Source organism: Enterobacter cloacae complex sp. ECL414 (genome assembly GCF_021869685.1).
Taxonomy (GTDB): Bacteria; Pseudomonadota; Gammaproteobacteria; order Enterobacterales; family Enterobacteriaceae; genus Enterobacter; species Enterobacter kobei.
On the sequence record NZ_CP091481.1, the window covers coordinates 3,966,939 to 3,984,349 of the forward strand.

Consider the following 17,411-nt stretch of genomic DNA (forward strand, 5'->3'; position numbering starts at 1 on the left):
AGGGGACTTGAACACCCATACGAAAATGTTATTTGCATCACAATCCAAACTGCAAATTAATGTGGATTGCATTTTTTTGCGGGAGGTAACAAAACATATCGTTGCCAACTGATAGAATTGCATCAAATAACAACCCTGAATGTTCCAAAAACAACATATCTCCCGCTCACTTGTGAGGAAAGTAACATGAACCTTAAGCTGCAGCTTAAAATATTGTCGTTTCTGCAGTTCTGCCTGTGGGGTAGCTGGCTGACTACACTCGGCTCCTATATGTTTGTGACGCTCAAGTTCGATGGTGCGTCAATCGGTGCCGTCTACAGCTCGCTGGGTATCGCGGCGGTCTTCATGCCAACACTGCTCGGTATCGTGGCGGATAAATGGTTAAGTGCGAAATGGCTGTACATGCTTTGCCATCTGGTGGGCGCGGGGACGCTGTTTATGGCGGCCGAAGTGACCACGCCAGGGGCAATGTTTATGGTGATCCTGCTTAACTCGCTGGCCTATATGCCAACGCTTGGGCTGATCAACACCATCTCTTACTACCGCCTGAAATCTGCCGGGATGGATATCGTGACCGATTTCCCGCCAATCCGTATCTGGGGCACCATCGGCTTTATCATGGCAATGTGGGGCGTGAGCTTCGCAGGCTTTGAACTGAGCCATATGCAGCTCTACATCGGTGCCGCGCTCTCCGTGCTGCTGGCGATCTTCACCCTGACGCTGCCAACCATTCCGGTTTCAAACCAGCAGAAAAACCAGAGCTGGAGCACCATGCTCGGTCTGGACGCGTTCGCGCTGTTTAAAAACAAACGGATGGCGATCTTCTTTATCTTCTCCATGCTGCTGGGCGCAGAGCTGCAGATCACCAACATGTTCGGCAACACCTTCCTGCACAGCTTCGATAACAATCCGCTGTTTGCCGGAAGCTTTATCGTTGAGCATGCGTCGGTGATGATGTCCATCTCTCAGATCTCTGAGACGCTGTTCATCCTGACCATCCCGTTCTTCCTGAGCCGCTACGGCATCAAGAACGTCATGCTGATCAGTATCGCGGCATGGATGTTGCGCTTTGGTCTGTTCGCCTACGGCGACCCGAGCGCATTCGGCACCGTACTGCTGGTGCTGTCGATGATTGTTTACGGCTGTGCCTTCGACTTCTTCAACATTTCCGGTTCCGTATTCGTGGAAAAAGAAGTGAAGCCTGAAATCCGCGCCAGCGCACAGGGCATGTTCCTGATGATGACCAACGGCTTCGGCTGTATTCTGGGCGGCGTGGTGAGCGGTAAAGTGGTAGAGATGTACACCACCAACGGCATCACCAACTGGCAGCCGGTGTGGCTGATCTTCGCCGCATACTCGCTGGTGCTGTTCTTCGCGTTCATCGCGCTGTTCAAGTACAAGCACGTGCGTGTGCCGAACGGTGCGCAGCCGATCGCGCACTAATCTTTGGTGTGTTGTGCCCGGTGGCGCTAACGCTTACCGGGCCTACAAAACCAAACCGTAGGCCGGGTAAGGCGAAGCCGCCACCCGGCTATTTTATTCCAGAAAGCACCCACCCCACCGACAGCAAATCCGCGCTGCCCCCCGGACTCAGATTGCGCTCTATCAATGCGATATCCATTTTAAGCAACGCTTCGCGGTCCCAGCCGTTAGCCAGCAATTCCCGCGCGTAGTCCTGAACGTAGCGCAGCCCTTCCATGCCACCGCGCGACACCAGATTGCTGTCCTGATTGACTGACATCAGGCGTAACAGCAGGCTGTGAAGCGACCGTCCGTTCCACTGTGCCAACGCCTTACGCACCGTGGCAAAGCCGCTTTCCGCCTCACCGCGCGCGCCGGTTAAGCCGTGCTGCTGAAACTGCCGCTCGCCCGCCGTCGCCTGCCCGCTGCGCGCGGCCAACTCTCGCGACACCAGCCCGCGGCAGATGTTACCCACCTCACAACAGAGGCTGTCCGCAGAAAGATTGTTCACACGTCCGGCGGCGAAGCACAGTAAACCCAGGGCAAAAATCCCGCCTTTGTGCGTATTCACGCCGTTCGTCGCGGCGTACATCGCCTGCTCGCAGGCCATCCCCATTGGGCGGATAATCCGTAGCTGTGCGTCAGCAGGTTTATCCACATGCGCACTACCCAGCTCGGCAAAACGCGCAAACCACGGCGTAATCGCCGCAATGCTGCGGGCAAACAGCGCGTGGTCCATATCGCGGTGGGAACCGTTATTGAGCTTGTCCACCAGCCCCGGTTTGGGCGTCAGCTCCAGCTCCTGCCACAGTGCCGCTTCGGCAAGCGCGGGCACGTCCGCAATGCGGGGTTTAGTCGCGAGCAAACCAGTCATCAATCATCTTCTCCACCCGGGAAACCACCTGCTCAACGGGATGGTTCCGCGAGCGGGAACAGGCATGCGCAGGTTCGTCGCAGATCAGGCAGCGTCTGAGATTTGCCCCCAGCGACTGACGCCCGACGTGGCCATGCTGAGGGCAAATAACATCCAGATCCCACAGCCTGCCGAGCGGGTGCGTCTGCTCCAGATCCGCGCAGTGCGCTTTAATTTCCGCTGCCGGATGAGCCACGCACCACAGAGCCTCGGGCCCGGTCGGAAGCCACAGCACCGGACGGTCCAGCACCTGCCAGCGGTTCTCCCATAGCAGCTGGTCGCACGTCTGGAGCGCTACGCCCATGGTGTTGCGATAGCGCAGGCTGTCTTTAATTTCCCCTGGCGTGACCAGCGTGAGGGAAATCACCGGTTGTTGATAGTGCTCAAGCATGTCAGCCTGACGCGCTGCGCGGCGCTCTTTCGCAGCCAGCAGTTCGTCCAGGCTGACACCCGTCCGCACGGGTGTCGCTACTGTCATAATCACTCCTTCACCTGTCGCACGGTGTCGATCACGCTGCCGTCGCGGTAGCGGATCACCCCGACGATTTTGTCGGTAAACTCAATCGGCTTTGGTACGCCCGTCAGCGATATCGCCCGTTCATAGAGCGCATTGATATCCACAATCTTCAGCCCGGCAGCCATCAGCCGCTCACGCACCTCCGGGCGCGCCGGGTTAACCGCAATGCCGTGATCGGTGACCAGCACGTCGATGCTCTCACCCGGCGTGAGGCGCGTGGTGACGCGCTTCACGACCGTCGGAATGCGGCTGCGCAGCAGCGGCGCAACGACGATGGTGAGATTCGCCGCAGCGGCCACGTCGCAGTGTCCGCCGGACGCGCCGCGCATCACGCCGTCGGAGCCGGTGATGACGTTGACGTTGAAATCAACGTCGATTTCGAGGGCGCTGAGGATCACCACGTCGAGCTGGTCGCAGCTTGCCGCCTTGCTGCCGGGGTTGGCGTAAACATTGGTGGAGATCTCCACGTGGTTCGGGTTGCGCGCCAGAGACGCCGCCGCCTGGCCGTCAAAGCACTGGGTGTCGAGCAGCTTTTCGATGAGCCCCTTCTCGTGCAAATCCACCAGGCTGCCGGTGATGCCGCCAAGCGCGAAGCGCGCCTTCACGCCGCTGCGCTCCATTTTCTCTTCCATAAAACGCGTGCAGGCGGTCGCCGCCGCGCCGGAGCCGGTCTGCATTGAGAAGCCCGGGTTAAAGTAGCCGGAATGTTCAATCACGTCCGCCGCATAGCGGGCGATCATCAGCTCGCGCGGGTTGCTGGTGACGCGCGCCGCGCCAACGCTGATTTTCGCCGGGTCACCGACGCTCTCAACCTGCACGATGTAGTCCACCTGGTCCTGCACCAGGCTGGCGGGCATATTGGGGAACGGCACCAGTTCTTCGGTCAGCAGCACCACCTTGCGGGCAAAGTGCGCATCCACCATGGCGTAGCCCAGCGAGCCGCAGCAGGATTTACCGTGAGTGCCGTTGGCGTTGCCAAACTCATCGCTGCACGGCACGCCGAGAAACGCCACGTCGATATTCAGCTCGCCGTCCTGCAATAGCTTCACGCGCCCGCCGTGGGAGTGAATTTGCACCGGCTCGTCCATCAGCCCGTGGGAGATGGCATCCGCCAGCCTGCCGCGCATTCCGGAGGTGTAAATGCGGGTGATGACGCCGCTTTCAATATGCTCGATCAGCGCGTCATTGCAGGTCATCAGCGAGCTGGAGGCCAGCGTCAGGTTTTTGAAACCCATTCGCGCCAGCAGCGCCACGACGGTGTTGATCACCCGGTCGCCTTCGCGAAACGCGTGGTGGAAAGAGATGGTCATCCCGTCCTGCAGGCCGCAGCGCTTCACCGCCTCTTCAACGGAGGCGCAGAGTTTGCGGCTGTGCTTCGCGTCAGCATCCGCCAGCCACGGCGTCGCGCTGTGGGCGGTATCAAACGGTTTTAAGCCCCGCAGATGGGGGAAATTCATATGGAGAAGTTCAGTCTGGTTCATTCTGTCATCCTTACCGACGCACGCCGGAGGCCGTCGCGCGCTCCAGCACCACCTGCGCGTGGTTAATAATCGGTGCATCCACCATTTTGCCGTTGAGCGACACCACGCCCAGGCCGTTACGCTCGCCCTCTTCTGCCGCCTCAATCACTCGCTTCGCGTGTTCCACCTCTTCCTGCGTCGGGGCGTAAGCGTTATGCAGCAGGTCAATCTGGCGCGGGTTAATCAGCGATTTGCCGTTAAAGCCCATCTTGCGGATCAGATCGACCTCGCGCAGGAACCCGGCCTCGTCGTTAACGTCTGACCACACCACGTCGAAGGCGTCGATGCCCGCCGCGCGGGCGGCGTGCAATACGGCGCAGCGGGCGTAGAACAGCTCGGTGCCGTCGCCGCGCTCGGTCTGCATATCCATCACATAATCAAAGGCGGCCAGCGCGATGCCGATGAGGCGCGGGGAGCTGCGGGCAATCGCCACGGCATTTATCACGCCAATGGCCGATTCAATCGCCGCCATGACGCGGGTAGAGCCGACTTCGCGGCCGCACTCGCGTTCAATACGCGCCAGGTGACCCTCCAGCTCGTAGATATCGTCCGGGGTATCGGTTTTCGGCAGGCGAATCACGTCCACGCCCGCCCGCACGGCGGCTTCCAGATCCAGCAGGCCAAACGGCGTGCTCAGCGGGTTAATGCGCACCACGGTTTCGATATCCTGATACATCGGGTGCTGTAGCGCGTGGAACACCAGCATGCGCGCGGTGTCTTTCTCGCGCAGGGCAACGGCGTCTTCCAGGTCAAACATGATGGAATCAGGCCGGTAGATAAAGGCGGTGGAAAGCATGGCGGCGTTGGCGCCCGGCAGGAACAGCATACTGCGGCGGAGTTTGCTCATTTCAGCGCCCCCCAGTTGATGGTTTGATCAACGGCGGCACGCATCAGCGCGCTTTGCAGGCGGGCGCGAATAACACAGTCCAGCGCCCCTTTATCTTCAATAATGATGAGTCCCTGGTGCACGTTCATGGCGCGCAATGTGTCGTTGACCACCTGGCGAATCTGCTCGCCAAACTGCTTAATCACTTCACTGTGGATGACTATCTCCAGCTCGCCGTGAGCGGGAGCGATTTTCACCATCAGGTCGCTGGACTCCTGCGTGCCGGCCAGCGCCTCCCTTACAATATTCATGATAAATTCCTGGTAGTTATGCGACTTCGGCACTCGCACGGTAATGCGTTTCGAGATGCGCGAAGGTGGAGTCCGGGACAATCTCCCGGATCCGGGAAAACTGCTGTGTCTTGAGTAAACGGCGCACTTCGGACGCGGAAATGGCGTTGCCGGTGGCCTTGATGCGCGGCATTTCCACCACCTCAATATGCGAGGCCAGCAGGTCGTGCAGCGTCTGGTTGTACTGCCGGGTGATATCGCAAAAGGGCTCCGAGCCGATGAAGCGGTGGGTGATGCCCAGCGCCGGGGCAATAAAGTCCCGGAAAATCAGCACGTCGATTTCACTCCACGCCTGCTGCACTTTGCCGGTCTCCTTCAGGAAGTAGGCCGGGAAGGTGGCGCGGGAGATGATGTACTGCGAGCCTTCATGCACCACCACGTTCGGCAGATGCGCCACGCCCGCCCGCACCATCTCAATGCGCGCGCTAAACGGGAAGAACGACGCATCTTCACGCACCACGAAGAGATGCAGCGCATCGCACTGCTGCGCCGCCTGCTCCACCAGATGGCGATGGCCGAGGGTGAAGGGATTGGCGTTCATCACTATCGCGCCAATGTTCTCCCCGCTTTTGCGCTTCGCGCGCAGGGAACGGCAGTAGCGTTCGATCCCCTGCGGGGTGTTCTCCATCAGCACCGCGTTGTTTCCGCTCTGGGCAATCGGCCAGAAGCCACTGCGGGCAAAGCGCTCCCGGTTGCACGGACGGGTGCAGAGGAAGAGGTGAAAATGGCCGCGCTCCAGCGCCGCATTTTCCACCTCAGCCAGCAGCCGCGCGCTGAGGTTCTCGCCGCGAAGCTGCTCGTTGACCGCCACGCATTTGATGACGTTGGCGGCAAGCCCTGCGCAACCCACCAGCAGCGAGCCGGACCAGGCTTCGACAAACAGCGTGATGTCGTTGTCCAGGCCAAGGCCGCTGTCTGCCAGCAGGTAGCGAATCTGGCTTAAGCGTTCCGGATGCTTCGCCACCAGAGTGTGGCGAAAATCGATGGGTTGACTGTTCATGCCGTTTTACTCAGTGTGCTGCCGCAAGCCCGACGGCGGGCGCTTCCACGATCACGTTGCTCAGATGACCGATATGCTCGATCTCCACCTCAATGCGATCGCCCTCTTTCATAAACAGCGGCGGGTTACGCTTTTTCCCCACCCCGCCCGGGGATCCGGTGATGATCACATCGCCCGGGCTGAGGCGGGTGAAGGTGCTGATGTACTCGATCAGCTCCGCAACCTTGTGGATCATGCTGCTGGTGTTGTCTTCCTGCACCATGCGGCCGTTCAGCCAGGTGCGGATTGCCAGCTGGTGCGGATCCGGGATCTCATCCGCCGTCGCCATCCAGGGGCCAAACGCGCCGGTCTGACGCCAGTTTTTTCCGGCTGTAAACCAGGTGTGCTGCCAGTCACGGGCGGAGCCGTCCATGTAGCAGCTGTAGCCCGCCACGTGGCGCAGCGCGTCGTCGCGGCTGATGTTCTCCCCACCTTTGCCGATGATCACCGCCAGCTCGCCTTCGTAGTCGAATTCACTGGAGTGGCGCGGCTTCAGCACCGGTTCGTTATGGCCGGTCTGTGAATCCGGGAAGCGGACAAACAGCGTCGGGGCCGGGTTATGCTGGTCAAACTCCTTGCGCTTGTCGGCGTAGTTCATGCCCACGCAGAGAATTTTTTCCGGCTGCTCAATCACCGGTAAGAAGGTGATAGCGCTCATCGGCACGTCCACCGCGTCGTTCAGGTAGCGGGTGGCCTGTGCCAGCCCGTTGCCCTGCAGCAGCGCCTTGAGGTCGCTGTAGCGGTCGCCGAGACGGCGGCCTAAATCAATCACGCCGTCGGCCTGGACGATGCCGTAGCTGCGTTTTCCCTGGTATAAAAAGCTTGCGAGTTTCATTGTTCTTTCCTGAAAACTTAAACGAGGAAGTTGCCCAGAATCAGCAGAGAGATAGAGACGTTAATCGCTCCGCCGATACGGGTAGCAATCTGGGCGAACGGCATCAGGCTCATGCGGTTGCCTGCGGTCAGGATCGCCACGTCGCCGGTACCGCCCTGCCCGCTCTGGCAGCAGGAGACGATGGCGACATCAATCGGATGCATACCGATCTTTTTGCCGACGAAGAAACCGGTCGCCACCAGCGCAGAAACGGTGCTGACAATCACCAGCAGGTTGCTGACGGTGAACGCCGCCACCAGTTCGTGCCACGGGGTGATAGCCACGCCGACGGCGAAGAGGATGGGGTAGGTCACGGAAGTCTGGAAGAATTTGTAGACGACCTGTGAGCCTTCCAGCAGGCGCGGAGAGGCGCCGTTGCAGAGCTTCACCAGCACCGCCATAAACAGCATGCCGACCGGGGCTGGCAGGCCAATGAGCTTGTGGCCGAGCATGCCCAGCATGTAGAGCAGCACCGCCAGCAGAGCGCCAGAGGCGATAGTGGTCACGTCCGCTTTACCAGAGAACGCAGGCTGAGAGACGGTGGTATCGGCATTGGCGCGATTAGGCATCAGCTGGCCTTCACCGGTCAGGTGCGGGTAGCGCTTACCAAGCTGGTTCAGGCAACCGGAGATAATGATCGCGGTCAGACCGCCGAGCATCACCATCGGCAGCACGCGGCCGAGCGCTACGCCCTGGTCCATGTGCAGCAGGGTGGCATAACCGATGGAAAGCGGAATTGCGCCTTCCCCGACGCCGCCCGCCATAATGGGCAGAATGATAAAGAAGAAGATCTGGAACGGCTCCAGGCCCAGCGCGAGACCAACGCCCATCCCCACCAGCATGCCGACAATTTCACCGCACAGCATCGGGAAGAAGATGCGCAGGAAGCCCTGAATCAGCACCGTGCGGTTCATGCTCATGATGCTGCCGACGATAATGCAGCAGATGTAGAGATAGAGAATATTGGTGGATTTATAGAACTTAGTGGTGGACTCGACCACCACATCCGGCAGCAGGCCGTAATAGACCAGCGCGGAAGGGATAAAGGTGGCGCAAATCGCCGCCGCACCGAGCTTGCCGACAATCGGCAGGCGCTTGCCAAACTCACCGCAGGCAAAGCCGAAGAAGGCCAGGGTCGCTACCATCACCACGATGTCGCTCGGCAGCTTTCCGCCCAGACAATCAATCGCAATCAGTGCGCCCGCCAGAACAAACAGCGGCAGAGGGATAATCCCGATTTTCCAGGTATCCATAATATGCCACCAACGCTCTTTGAGCGAGGGTCGCTGAATTTCAATCGGGTCGTGGGTAACAGAGAAAGAATCGTCAGTTGTGCTCATAATAAGCCCCTTGGTTATTTTGTGCGTTCAGCTTAGAGTCACAAAGGCTTACTTTATGTGAGGGATGACATATTAAAAGCGAAGTTTTAATGGCCACTATGGTTTTAATGGTTTCTTTTATTTAATGTGATTTATGCCTTATTTATTATCGTGGTTTTTATGGTTTCTTTTCTGAATTGAACAAACAAATAACATTTATTCATATAGCCTGAACGAGGTAAGCCCTCAGGATAAATCTTTTACAGCGCCCGCTGTGCAAGGGATCACAAGTTTTCGGCAAAGCGCAGGCGGCCATAGAAAAAAAGATGATATATTGGCGATCTTTGTCGCTACTTTGCGTGATAGTTATGAAAGTCTCTTTCCAGATTAAGTTGTTTATTTCGCTGGTTGCCTTTTTCTCAGTGCTTTTTGCGTTACTGGGCGGATATTATTATGCCGATGTCGGTAAGCAGCTTTATCAGGAAATGAGTGCGCGCGCAAAAATACAGGCGGAGGAGATTGCGCTTATTCCGTCATTACGCAATGAAGTTGAACAAAAAGATATCACCGCGATCCATGATTTTATGCAGAAAATGGCTGCCCATAGCGATGCCAGCTTTATTGTCATTGGAGATAACACGGGAAAGCACCTTTTTCATTCCGTCTTTGCCGACAGAGTGGGCACGACGCTGGTTGGCGGCGACAATGAGGCCGTCCTGCAGGGGAAAAGCACAACAACCATCCGTAAAGGCGGACTGGGTATTTCGCTGCGCAGTAAAGCCCCTATCTTCAACGATGCCGGGCAGGTGGTTGGCATTGTTTCCGTGGGCTATCTCACCAGCTACCTGGATACCATTACCGTCAGTAAAGTGGTCAATATCCTGATTGCCGCCGTACTGCTGCTTTTGGCCCTCTTTATCTTCTCCTGGTTCTTTACCCGCAGTATAAAGAAGCAGATCTTCTCCCTCGAACCGCGAGAAATCGGCCTGCTGGTACGTCAGCAAAAGGCGATGATGGAATCTATCTACGAAGGGGTGATTGCCATTGATAACGAGCGGCGCATAGAAGTGATCAACCAGGCGGCGCGCAAACTGCTGGGGCTGAGCCAGCCGGCGCGTGAACTGCGCGGGCAGTTGATAAGCCAGGTGATCGATCCGGTCCCGTTCTTCGACACGCAGACGATGCTGGCTAAAGATACCCACGATGAGATTTGCCGTTTTAACGATCTCACGGTGATTGCCAGCCGGGTTCACATCATGCTTGAGGGCTCGCTACAGGGCTGGGTGATCACCTTCCGCGATCGCAACGAAATCGACTCTCTGAGCGCCCAGCTCAGCCAGGTAAAGCGCTATGTCGATAACCTGCGCATTATGCGCCACGAGCAGTTAAACCGGATGACCACCCTCTCCGGCCTGCTGCATATGGGCCGCTATGAGGAGGCGATTGGCTACATACAGGCGCAGTCGGAACATGCCCAGGAGCTGCTGGACTTTATCTCGTCGCGCTTCAGTTCTCCCACCCTGTGCGGCCTGCTGCTCGGGAAAGCCGCCCGAGCGCGGGAAAAAGGCGTCGAGCTGAGTTTCGACCCGGCCTGTCGGCTGGATAAGCCGTTCCTGCCGCTTGGGGAGCAAGAGTTGATTTCGATTATTGGTAACCTGCTGGATAACGCCATCGAAGCAACACAGCGCTCGCCGCTTCCCCATGCGCCGGTGGAAGTGCTGATAAAACTCAGCGAGCAGGAGCTGATTATTGAAGTCGCCGACCAGGGCGTAGGCATTAAACCGGAGATCCGTGAGCGGATCTTTGAACGCGGCATCACCACCAAAACACGCGGCGATCATGGGATTGGTCTGTATCTGATCGAAAGCTACGTTACGCAGGCTGGCGGCGCGATAGAAGTTGCCGATAATACCCCACGCGGCGCCATTTTCTCATTGTTTATCCCGGCCTCGGGAACCGTCCGGCAACTGGAAGACACCGACTATGCAACATGAACTTATCGACGTACTAATTGTTGAAGACGAGAACGAACTGGCACAGCTGCACGCGGAGCTCATCAGCAAACACCCGCGTCTGAGACTGGTGGGGATTGCCTCGTCACTGGCCGACGCGCAGGTTCAGCTTGAGCGTAAACAGCCTCAGCTGATGCTGCTGGATAACTATCTGCCGGACGGCAAAGGCATCACCCTTATCAGTAACCCGATGCTGACCCGCGCCAACTGCTCGGTGATTTTCATCACCGCCGCCAGCGATATGGACACCTGCAGCCAGGCCATCCGCAACGGCGCGTTTGACTATATCCTTAAGCCGGTTTCCTGGAAGCGCCTCAGCCAGTCGCTGGAGCGCTTTGTGCAATTTGCCGAACAACAGCGCGTCTGGAAGATTGTCGATCAGCAAAACGTCGATTCACTGTATCAACTCCAGGCGAAGAACTACCGCCAGGACAACGGCAGCAAAGGGATTGAGGAGAATACGCTGGCCCGGGTGCAGGCGCTGTTCAACGACAAGGCGACGCACTGCTTTACCGTGGATGAGGTGGTGAGCGAAACGGGGTTGAGTAAAACCACTACCCGGCGCTATCTGGAGCACTGCGTGGAGGCGGGGTTTCTGAGCGTGGAGATGCTGTACGGGAAGATTGGGCATCCAAGGAGGATGTACAAGCGTAGTGCGGTTTGATGAAACGTTCCCTCTCCCTGTGGGAGAGGGTTAGGGTGAGGGCAGCAGCCCGCACTACCTCAACACATATCCATACAGCCGTTTAATCCCGTCCGCATCCTTCTCGCTGTATACCCCCTGCAGCTCCGGCGAGAAGCCCGGCAGCAGGTTGATGCCCTCTTCCAGCGCCAGGAAGTAACGCTGTACCGCCCCGCCCCAGACCTCACCCGGCGCCACGCACAGCACGCCAGGCGGATAGGGCAGCGCCCCTTCGGCAGCAATGCGCCCTGCGGCATCCCGTATGCGCACCAGCTCCACGTTTCCGCGAATGTAGGCCTGGTTCGCGTCCTGTGGATTCATCACCACCTCAGGCAGGCTTTCTTTGCGAAACATCGCCTTCTGCAGATCTTTTACGTCAAAGCTGACATAAAGATCGTGCATCTCCTGACACAACTGGCGGAGGGTGTAATCCCGGTAGCGCACCGGATATTTCTGGTAGATGGTCGGCAGTACGTCCGACAGCGGCGTATCGTCTTCAATATGCTGCTCGAACTGTCCCAGCATTGCCACCAGCTGCGCCAGCTTCTCGCTGCTTTCAGCTGGCGTCAGCAGGAACAGGATTGAGTTGAGATCGCATTTCTCCGGCACGATGCCGTTTTCGCGCAGGTAGTGCGCAAGAATGGTCGCCGGAATGCCGAACCCGGTATATTCCCCGGTTTCCGCATCAATACCCGGCGTGGTCAGCAGCAGCTTGCACGGGTCGACAAAGTACTGCTCGCGGGCATAACCCTCAAACCCGTGCCATTTCGCCCCCGGCTCGAAGCTGAAGAAGCGGCGCTCGCTGGCAATGGCGTGCGTCGGATGATCCTGCCACGGCCGCCCCGCCACCACCGGCGGGATAAACGGCTTAATCATATGGCAGTTGGCAATGATCGCCTTGCGCGCCTCAATGCCCAGCTCAACACACTCCGCCCACAGCCTGCGCCCACTCTCGCCTTCATGAATTTTGGCATTCACATCCAGCGCTGCAAACAGCGGATAAAACGGACTGGTGGAGGCGTGAAGCATAAATGCATTGTTCAGCCGCTTATGGGGGCAAAACCGCGCCTGGCCACGAATGTGGTTATCCTTTTTATGGATCTGCGACGTTTGCGAAAATCCGGCCTGCTGTTTGTGCACAGACTGGGTCACAAAAATGCCAGGATCGTTCTCGTTCAGCTCCAGCAACAGCGGAGACGTTTCCGCCATCATCGGAATAAATTGCTCGTAGCCCACCCAGGCAGAGTCAAACAGGATGTAATCACACAGATGGCCGATCTTGTCGATCACCTGACGGGCGTTGTAGATCGTGCCGTCATAGGTGCCAAGCTGGATGATCGCCAGGCGGAACGGACGCGCCTCGTCGGCTTTCTCCGGCGCAGCCTCGCGGATAAGATCGCGCAGGTACGCGTCATCAAAACAGTGCTCGTCAATCCCGCCAATAAAGCCAAATGGATTACGCGCAGCCTCAAGATAAACCGGCGTGGCCCCAGCCTGAATCAGCGCCCCGTGGTGGTTGGATTTATGGTTGTTGCGGTCGAACAGCACCAGATCGCCACGCGTCAGCAGCGCGTTGGTCACCACCTTGTTGGCCGCCGACGTGCCGTTCAGCACGAAGTAGGTTTTATCCGCATTGAATACTTTCGCCGCGAACTTTTGCGCATGCTTGGCGGACCCTTCGTGGATCAGTAAATCCCCGAGTTTTACGTCAGCATTGCACATGTCGGCACGAAACACGTTCTCACCGAAGAAATCAAAGAACTGTCGTCCCGCCGGATGCTTTTTGAAAAACGCCCCGTGCTGGTGACCAGGACAGGCGAAGGTGCTGTTACCCATCTCCACGTACTGGCTCAGGGTGTCGAAAAACGGCGGCAGCAGATTCTCTTCGTAACGGCTGGCAGCAGTCTCCAGTTCCAGAAACTCCTGCGCTTTCCCCGAGATGACCGCGGTAGCACCGTCAGGCACGTCCGTGTGCTCCTGCGAGAAAATAAACACCGGTAACTGAAAGCCCGTGCGTTTCAGCAACGCGAGAATACCGCTGCAACTTTCAGCAGTGGTCATGACGACTGCCGCCACATCGGTAAAATCCGTGTTATCCAGCGTCACCTTTTCACGGTGGGTTGAGACAGTGGAGAGCAGCTCGCGGCTGACGGCAATTTTCATGGTTTTCATAGGCGCTAGTTACCCTCACCGAATGGTGAGACAGGGAGGAGAAAATTCGCGCAATAATGTCACCTTTTATTTTTAGGTGCAAGAAGGAATCAATATGCACAAAACCTTCCAAAGCTAAGCGTAATGCCCGCTTTGCGTGTCATAATCATGCAATACCAATGATTAAGTAACAGGAGTTAGCGGTGGTAATTGGACCCTTTATCAACGCCGGCGCAGTGCTGCTGGGCGGCATACTTGGCGGCGTGTTAAGCCAGCGGCTACCGGAGCGTATTCGTACCTCCATGCCGTCTATTTTTGGCCTGGCCTCGCTGGGCATCGGCATCCTTTTAGTCATCAAATGCGCCAACCTGCCCGTCATGGTGCTGGCAACGCTGCTCGGCGCACTGATTGGCGAATTTTGCTATCTGGAAAAGGGCATCAATAACGCGGTAGGCAAAGCCAAAAACCTGATTGCCCGACCCGGTAAGGCGAAAAACGGTTCGCACGAGTCGTTTATTCAGAACTACGTTGCGATCATTATTCTGTTTTGTGCCAGCGGCACCGGGATATTCGGTTCGATGCAGGAAGGGATGACGGGCGACCCGAGTATATTAATTGCGAAAGCGTTTCTCGATTTCTTCACCGCCACCATTTTTGCCACCACGCTCGGTATCGCCGTCGCGGCAATTTGCGTCCCGATGCTGCTGATTCAGCTGGCTCTCGCCACCTGCGCCGCGCTGATTCTCCCGCTCACCACGCCGGCGATGATGGCAGACTTTACTGCCGTCGGCGGCCTGCTGTTGCTGGCGACCGGGTTACGCATCTGCGGGATTAAGATGTTTGCCGTGGTGAATATGCTGCCCGCGCTGCTGATCGCCATGCCGCTCTCAGCGCTCTGGACGCGCTTTTTCGCTTAAGAGTGCGGCGAAATGGCGAGAGATTGCGCAGTCCGTAACGAAAACAACATTTTTCGTTGACGGCAGGAAGCAGATCAGGTTTAATGCGCCCCGTTGCCCGGATAGCTCAGTCGGTAGAGCAGGGGATTGAAAATCCCCGTGTCCTTGGTTCGATTCCGAGTCCGGGCACCAAATTTATATCAACGGACCTCCACGGAGGTCCGTTTTTGCATTCTAAGCCCGCCAAAATCAATACTTCTACACTCTCTTTTATCCATGACACCCGGACCACTGCGTCAGCAGCGCATGCAGTTTCGCCGGCTCCAGCGGCTTGCGCAGCACCAGGTACCCTTCCTGCTCAGCTTCCAGCAGAACCGGTGAATTAAATTCGCCGCTGACTATCGCGCCGCTCATATCCGGCAGACGTTCAAAAAGCGCTTTCAGGATGTCGAACCCGCTTTCGCCGGATCGCAGGCGCTGGTCGCACAGCACGGCGAACGGCGTGAAGCCGTCGTCGATTATGGCGAATGCCTCTTCAGCGGAGGCCGCACAGCGCACGTTGATTCCCCAGATGCTCATCAGGCTCTCCCAGGCTGACGTCACCAGCGGGTCGTCATCGACGACCAGGCAGGAACCGTGCAGCGGCGCATAGCGCACCGACGTGGCTGCGTGGTCATAAGCGGGCGAGGAGTCCGGTGCGATCTCTTCACCAGCAAATTGGGTGAAACGCATCCAGAATCGTGAGCCTTTACCTTCAATGGATTGCATCCCGTACTTCACCTTCATCAGCTTGGCACAACGAGCAACGACGGCCAGCCCCAACCCGTGTCCGGCGCTGTCGATCTTCCAGGCCAGCTCGGGGCGGTAGTAGGGTGAAAAGATTTTGCCCTTCTCGTCATCGGCGATACCGACCCCCGTATCCCACACCTCCACCATACACTCGTCACCGCGCGGTCGAATGGCGACCAGCACGCCGCCCCGTAGCGTGTAGCGAAGGGCGTTTTGAATCAGGTTAATCAGGGATTGTCGCACCAGCAGCGGATCGCCCATCACGTAAATGCGACGTTTTGGTCGCCAGGTGTACAGTCGCAGGGCTCGGCTGTTGGCCTCTTCGCGAAACAGTGTGATCACCGAGTCGAGCAGAACGCCGATATCCACTTTGGCAGGAGCAGAGAGTACATTCCCGGATTCAATTTTGCTGAGATCGAGCAGGGAATTGAGCATCAAATGTACGGAACGAATGCTCTGCTGCAGGTCAAGGAGTTGCGGCGTCAGGCTGTCGTCGCGGTTTCGGTGGAGGATGGCTTCAATCAGAAAACCCATGGCGTGTACGGGCTGGCGAAGATCGTGGCTGGCGGTTGTCAGAAACTGATTTTTATCCAGTAGAGCCTGCTCCGCGTCCTCTTTGGCCTGACGAAACTGTTCCGCCAGGCGTGAGCTTTTTTCCTCAAGCAGCGCCTGCTGAATAAAGAACGCATGTGAAGTTAACGCATGGCGGTAAATCGCAAAGCCGTAAAGCAGGTTCAGCATCAGTACGATGAACATCAGCTCATCCAGTCGCCAGATAATACCGAGGTTCAGTACCCCCCACGAGGCGAAGAAAAAGCGCGTAAAGGTGCTAATAACCGGGGTCAGATGCGTCGCATTGGCCGCGACGATAGCGGCTATGCTGATATTCAGTAGCAGGAAAAAGTCAAAGTTCTGCGTTTTAGGAGTAATTAAATAGAGTGATGAAATTCCCAGTCCGTGAATAAAGGCGACATTATTAATGCGCGGAAGCCAGCGTTGCAGGAGGTCCTTTTCAACATATTCTTTCGCTTCGCGCTGATAGCGTCGATGCAATATTCGTATCGCCACAGCGCATATCAGATAAATAATAATCCAGGTTATCGTTGGGCCAAGATCATCCCCAAGCATATAAATCCAGATGGCAAAAGGAATACCGACAAAGGGCACTGCGCTAAAACTGAATACCAGCCGCAGAAAGGTATTGTTTAACAAACGGATCTGCGCAGCAGGAGAGATCCCATCGTTTTGTAAGCTCAGGAAAAATCTCATTCCGACGATTCCTGTTTGCCATGCAGAAGCGTGATGGCTTCGACCCGACTGTTAACACCAATCTTTTTCAAAATATTGCTGATGTGTTCTTTGACTGTGGGTTCTGAAATTGAAAGCTGTGCGGCGATGCGTTTATTCGGCAGACCGCGCATAATCATATTTAACACATCTATTTGCCGCGGCGTTAAGTTAAATTTATTGAGTTTTTCATTATTCTTATTCACGGAAAATTCGTTTCCCTCAGGAAACCAGGTCTGATTATCAGCGAGTGCAAAAACAGCCTGTGAGAAAATTTCAGGAGGCTCACTTTTCAATACAAAACCATGTCCCCCGGCAGCGTGAATTTTCCGCCAGAGATCATTATTGTCGTCCCCGCTAACCACCAGGAGCCGCACCTGTGGGTAAAGTTGTTTTATCTCTTTGAGTAATTTCAATGCTGTTCCGGACGAAAGCCAAAAATCGATTACCAGCAAACGGGGCGGGCCATTATCCCTAATTTGACGGTAGCAATCCTCCTCATTCGTCACCACATACGCCTGCTTAAATCGGCATTGTGTAATCAGAAAATTGGCGATGCCGCTTGCTACCAATGGATGGTCATCAACGACCAACGCATAATTCTGTCCCAAAGGGTCCTCCTTTTACCTTCGCATCTCTGAGAGTACGGATGAATTATTATCTACCCACCCTACTTTAGGAGGGTTTTTTCGATTAGGAAAGGGAAATATATTATTCTCTGATTTGGGTAATAGAAAACATAAATACAATCAGTGAAATTAACTGATTGGATATA

The 17,411-nt window shown here is 56.5% G+C and carries 15 protein-coding genes and 1 tRNA gene; 5 read left to right on the forward strand and 11 right to left on the reverse strand.

Annotated features, from left to right (window positions below; all coding sequences use genetic code 11):
* The first annotated feature begins 186 nt into the window (after window positions 1-186).
* A complete protein-coding gene (locus L3068_RS19045; protein WP_014885202.1) occupies window positions 187-1,443 on the forward strand; it encodes a nucleoside permease in 1,257 nt (418 codons plus the stop codon).
* Between the two features lie 88 nt (window positions 1,444-1,531).
* On the opposite strand, the gene citG is transcribed toward L3068_RS19045, so the two are convergent.
* From citG to L3068_RS19085, 8 genes are read right to left on the reverse strand one after another with little or no spacing between them, the layout of a single operon-like run.
* Window positions 1,532-2,335, reverse strand: a complete 804-nt coding sequence (gene citG / locus L3068_RS19050) for a triphosphoribosyl-dephospho-CoA synthase CitG (protein ID WP_063861909.1) — start codon at window positions 2,333-2,335, stop codon at window positions 1,532-1,534.
* Window positions 2,313-2,852: a citrate lyase holo-[acyl-carrier protein] synthase gene (gene citX, locus L3068_RS19055; RefSeq protein ID WP_063861908.1), complete on the reverse strand. Its 540-nt coding sequence runs from the start codon at window positions 2,850-2,852 to the stop codon at window positions 2,313-2,315. The genes citG and citX overlap by 23 nt, the downstream gene beginning before the upstream one ends.
* Window positions 2,853-2,854: 2 nt before the next feature.
* Window positions 2,855-4,372 (reverse strand): citrate lyase subunit alpha, encoded by a 1,518-nt coding sequence (gene citF, locus L3068_RS19060; RefSeq protein ID WP_023331286.1) that lies wholly within the window; start codon window positions 4,370-4,372, stop codon window positions 2,855-2,857.
* A 10-nt stretch (window positions 4,373-4,382) separates the two neighbouring features.
* Entirely contained in the window at window positions 4,383-5,258 is an 876-nt protein-coding gene (citE, locus tag L3068_RS19065; RefSeq protein ID WP_117582195.1) for a citrate (pro-3S)-lyase subunit beta, read from the reverse strand.
* Window positions 5,255-5,548, reverse strand: coding sequence for a citrate lyase acyl carrier protein (citD, locus tag L3068_RS19070; RefSeq protein ID WP_117582196.1), 294 nt, complete (start codon window positions 5,546-5,548; stop codon window positions 5,255-5,257). The genes citE and citD overlap by 4 nt, the downstream gene beginning before the upstream one ends.
* Window positions 5,549-5,564: 16 nt before the next feature.
* Entirely contained in the window at window positions 5,565-6,587 is a 1,023-nt protein-coding gene (gene citC, locus L3068_RS19075) for a [citrate (pro-3S)-lyase] ligase (RefSeq protein WP_117582198.1), read from the reverse strand.
* A gap of 10 nt (window positions 6,588-6,597) precedes the next feature.
* Window positions 6,598-7,461, reverse strand: coding sequence for a fumarylacetoacetate hydrolase family protein (locus L3068_RS19080; protein ID WP_045134818.1), 864 nt, complete (start codon window positions 7,459-7,461; stop codon window positions 6,598-6,600).
* A gap of 17 nt (window positions 7,462-7,478) precedes the next feature.
* Window positions 7,479-8,840, reverse strand: coding sequence for a 2-hydroxycarboxylate transporter family protein (locus L3068_RS19085; protein WP_014885210.1), 1,362 nt, complete (start codon window positions 8,838-8,840; stop codon window positions 7,479-7,481).
* A 347-nt stretch (window positions 8,841-9,187) separates the two neighbouring features.
* Here L3068_RS19085 and L3068_RS19090 point away from each other — a divergent pair, with 347 nt between their 5' ends.
* Both L3068_RS19090 and L3068_RS19095 read left to right on the forward strand, forming a co-directional pair.
* On the forward strand, window positions 9,188-10,813 hold the full coding sequence (locus L3068_RS19090; RefSeq protein ID WP_023331291.1) for an ATP-binding protein: 1,626 nt from the start codon (window positions 9,188-9,190) through the stop codon (window positions 10,811-10,813).
* Window positions 10,803-11,495 carry a response regulator gene (locus L3068_RS19095; RefSeq protein ID WP_023337769.1) on the forward strand — a complete coding sequence of 231 codons (693 nt, stop codon included), beginning with the start codon at window positions 10,803-10,805 and terminating at the stop codon, window positions 11,493-11,495. The genes L3068_RS19090 and L3068_RS19095 overlap by 11 nt, the downstream gene beginning before the upstream one ends.
* Before the next feature lie 54 nt (window positions 11,496-11,549).
* Here L3068_RS19095 and L3068_RS19100 read toward each other — a convergent pair whose 3' ends face one another.
* The gene (locus L3068_RS19100; RefSeq protein WP_117582201.1) at window positions 11,550-13,685 is read right to left on the reverse strand and encodes an ornithine decarboxylase; all 2,136 of its coding nucleotides are present in this window, start codon (window positions 13,683-13,685) and stop codon (window positions 11,550-11,552) included.
* Window positions 13,686-13,867: 182 nt separating this feature from the next.
* On the opposite strand from L3068_RS19100, the gene L3068_RS19105 reads away from it, so the two are divergent.
* Together L3068_RS19105 and L3068_RS19110 are read left to right on the forward strand one after the other, a co-directional pair.
* A complete protein-coding gene (locus tag L3068_RS19105; protein WP_023331294.1) occupies window positions 13,868-14,581 on the forward strand; it encodes a DUF554 domain-containing protein in 714 nt (237 codons plus the stop codon).
* A gap of 95 nt (window positions 14,582-14,676) precedes the next feature.
* Window positions 14,677-14,752: transfer RNA gene (locus L3068_RS19110), tRNA-Phe, on the forward strand.
* Window positions 14,753-14,830: 78 nt separating this feature from the next.
* On the opposite strand, the gene L3068_RS19115 is transcribed toward L3068_RS19110, so the two are convergent.
* Together L3068_RS19115 and L3068_RS19120 are read right to left on the reverse strand one after the other, a co-directional pair.
* On the reverse strand, window positions 14,831-16,618 hold the full coding sequence (locus tag L3068_RS19115) for a hybrid sensor histidine kinase/response regulator (protein ID WP_063434087.1): 1,788 nt from the start codon (window positions 16,616-16,618) through the stop codon (window positions 14,831-14,833).
* Window positions 16,615-17,247 (reverse strand): LuxR C-terminal-related transcriptional regulator, encoded by a 633-nt coding sequence (locus tag L3068_RS19120; RefSeq protein WP_117582203.1) that lies wholly within the window; start codon window positions 17,245-17,247, stop codon window positions 16,615-16,617. Before L3068_RS19120 ends, L3068_RS19115 begins: the two co-directional genes overlap by 4 nt.
* Window positions 17,248-17,411 lie beyond the last annotated feature (164 nt).

Excerpts from the sequence above, each read along its gene's own strand:
- L3068_RS19045 (WP_014885202.1), top strand. The coding sequence starts at position 187 with ATGAACCTTAAGCTGCAGCTTAAAATATTGTCGTTTCTGCAGTTCTGC.
- citG (WP_063861909.1), bottom strand. The coding sequence starts at position 2,335 with ATGACTGGTTTGCTCGCGACTAAACCCCGCATTGCGGACGTGCCCGCG.
- citX (WP_063861908.1), bottom strand. The coding sequence starts at position 2,852 with ATGACAGTAGCGACACCCGTGCGGACGGGTGTCAGCCTGGACGAACTG.
- citF (WP_023331286.1), bottom strand. The coding sequence starts at position 4,372 with ATGAACCAGACTGAACTTCTCCATATGAATTTCCCCCATCTGCGGGGC.
- citE (WP_117582195.1), bottom strand. The coding sequence starts at position 5,258 with ATGAGCAAACTCCGCCGCAGTATGCTGTTCCTGCCGGGCGCCAACGCC.
- citD (WP_117582196.1), bottom strand. The coding sequence starts at position 5,548 with ATGAATATTGTAAGGGAGGCGCTGGCCGGCACGCAGGAGTCCAGCGAC.
- citC (WP_117582198.1), bottom strand. The coding sequence starts at position 6,587 with ATGAACAGTCAACCCATCGATTTTCGCCACACTCTGGTGGCGAAGCAT.
- L3068_RS19080 (WP_045134818.1), bottom strand. The coding sequence starts at position 7,461 with ATGAAACTCGCAAGCTTTTTATACCAGGGAAAACGCAGCTACGGCATC.
- L3068_RS19085 (WP_014885210.1), bottom strand. The coding sequence starts at position 8,840 with ATGAGCACAACTGACGATTCTTTCTCTGTTACCCACGACCCGATTGAA.
- L3068_RS19090 (WP_023331291.1), top strand. The coding sequence starts at position 9,188 with ATGAAAGTCTCTTTCCAGATTAAGTTGTTTATTTCGCTGGTTGCCTTT.
- L3068_RS19095 (WP_023337769.1), top strand. The coding sequence starts at position 10,803 with ATGCAACATGAACTTATCGACGTACTAATTGTTGAAGACGAGAACGAA.
- L3068_RS19100 (WP_117582201.1), bottom strand. The coding sequence starts at position 13,685 with ATGAAAACCATGAAAATTGCCGTCAGCCGCGAGCTGCTCTCCACTGTC.
- L3068_RS19115 (WP_063434087.1), bottom strand. The coding sequence starts at position 16,618 with ATGAGATTTTTCCTGAGCTTACAAAACGATGGGATCTCTCCTGCTGCG.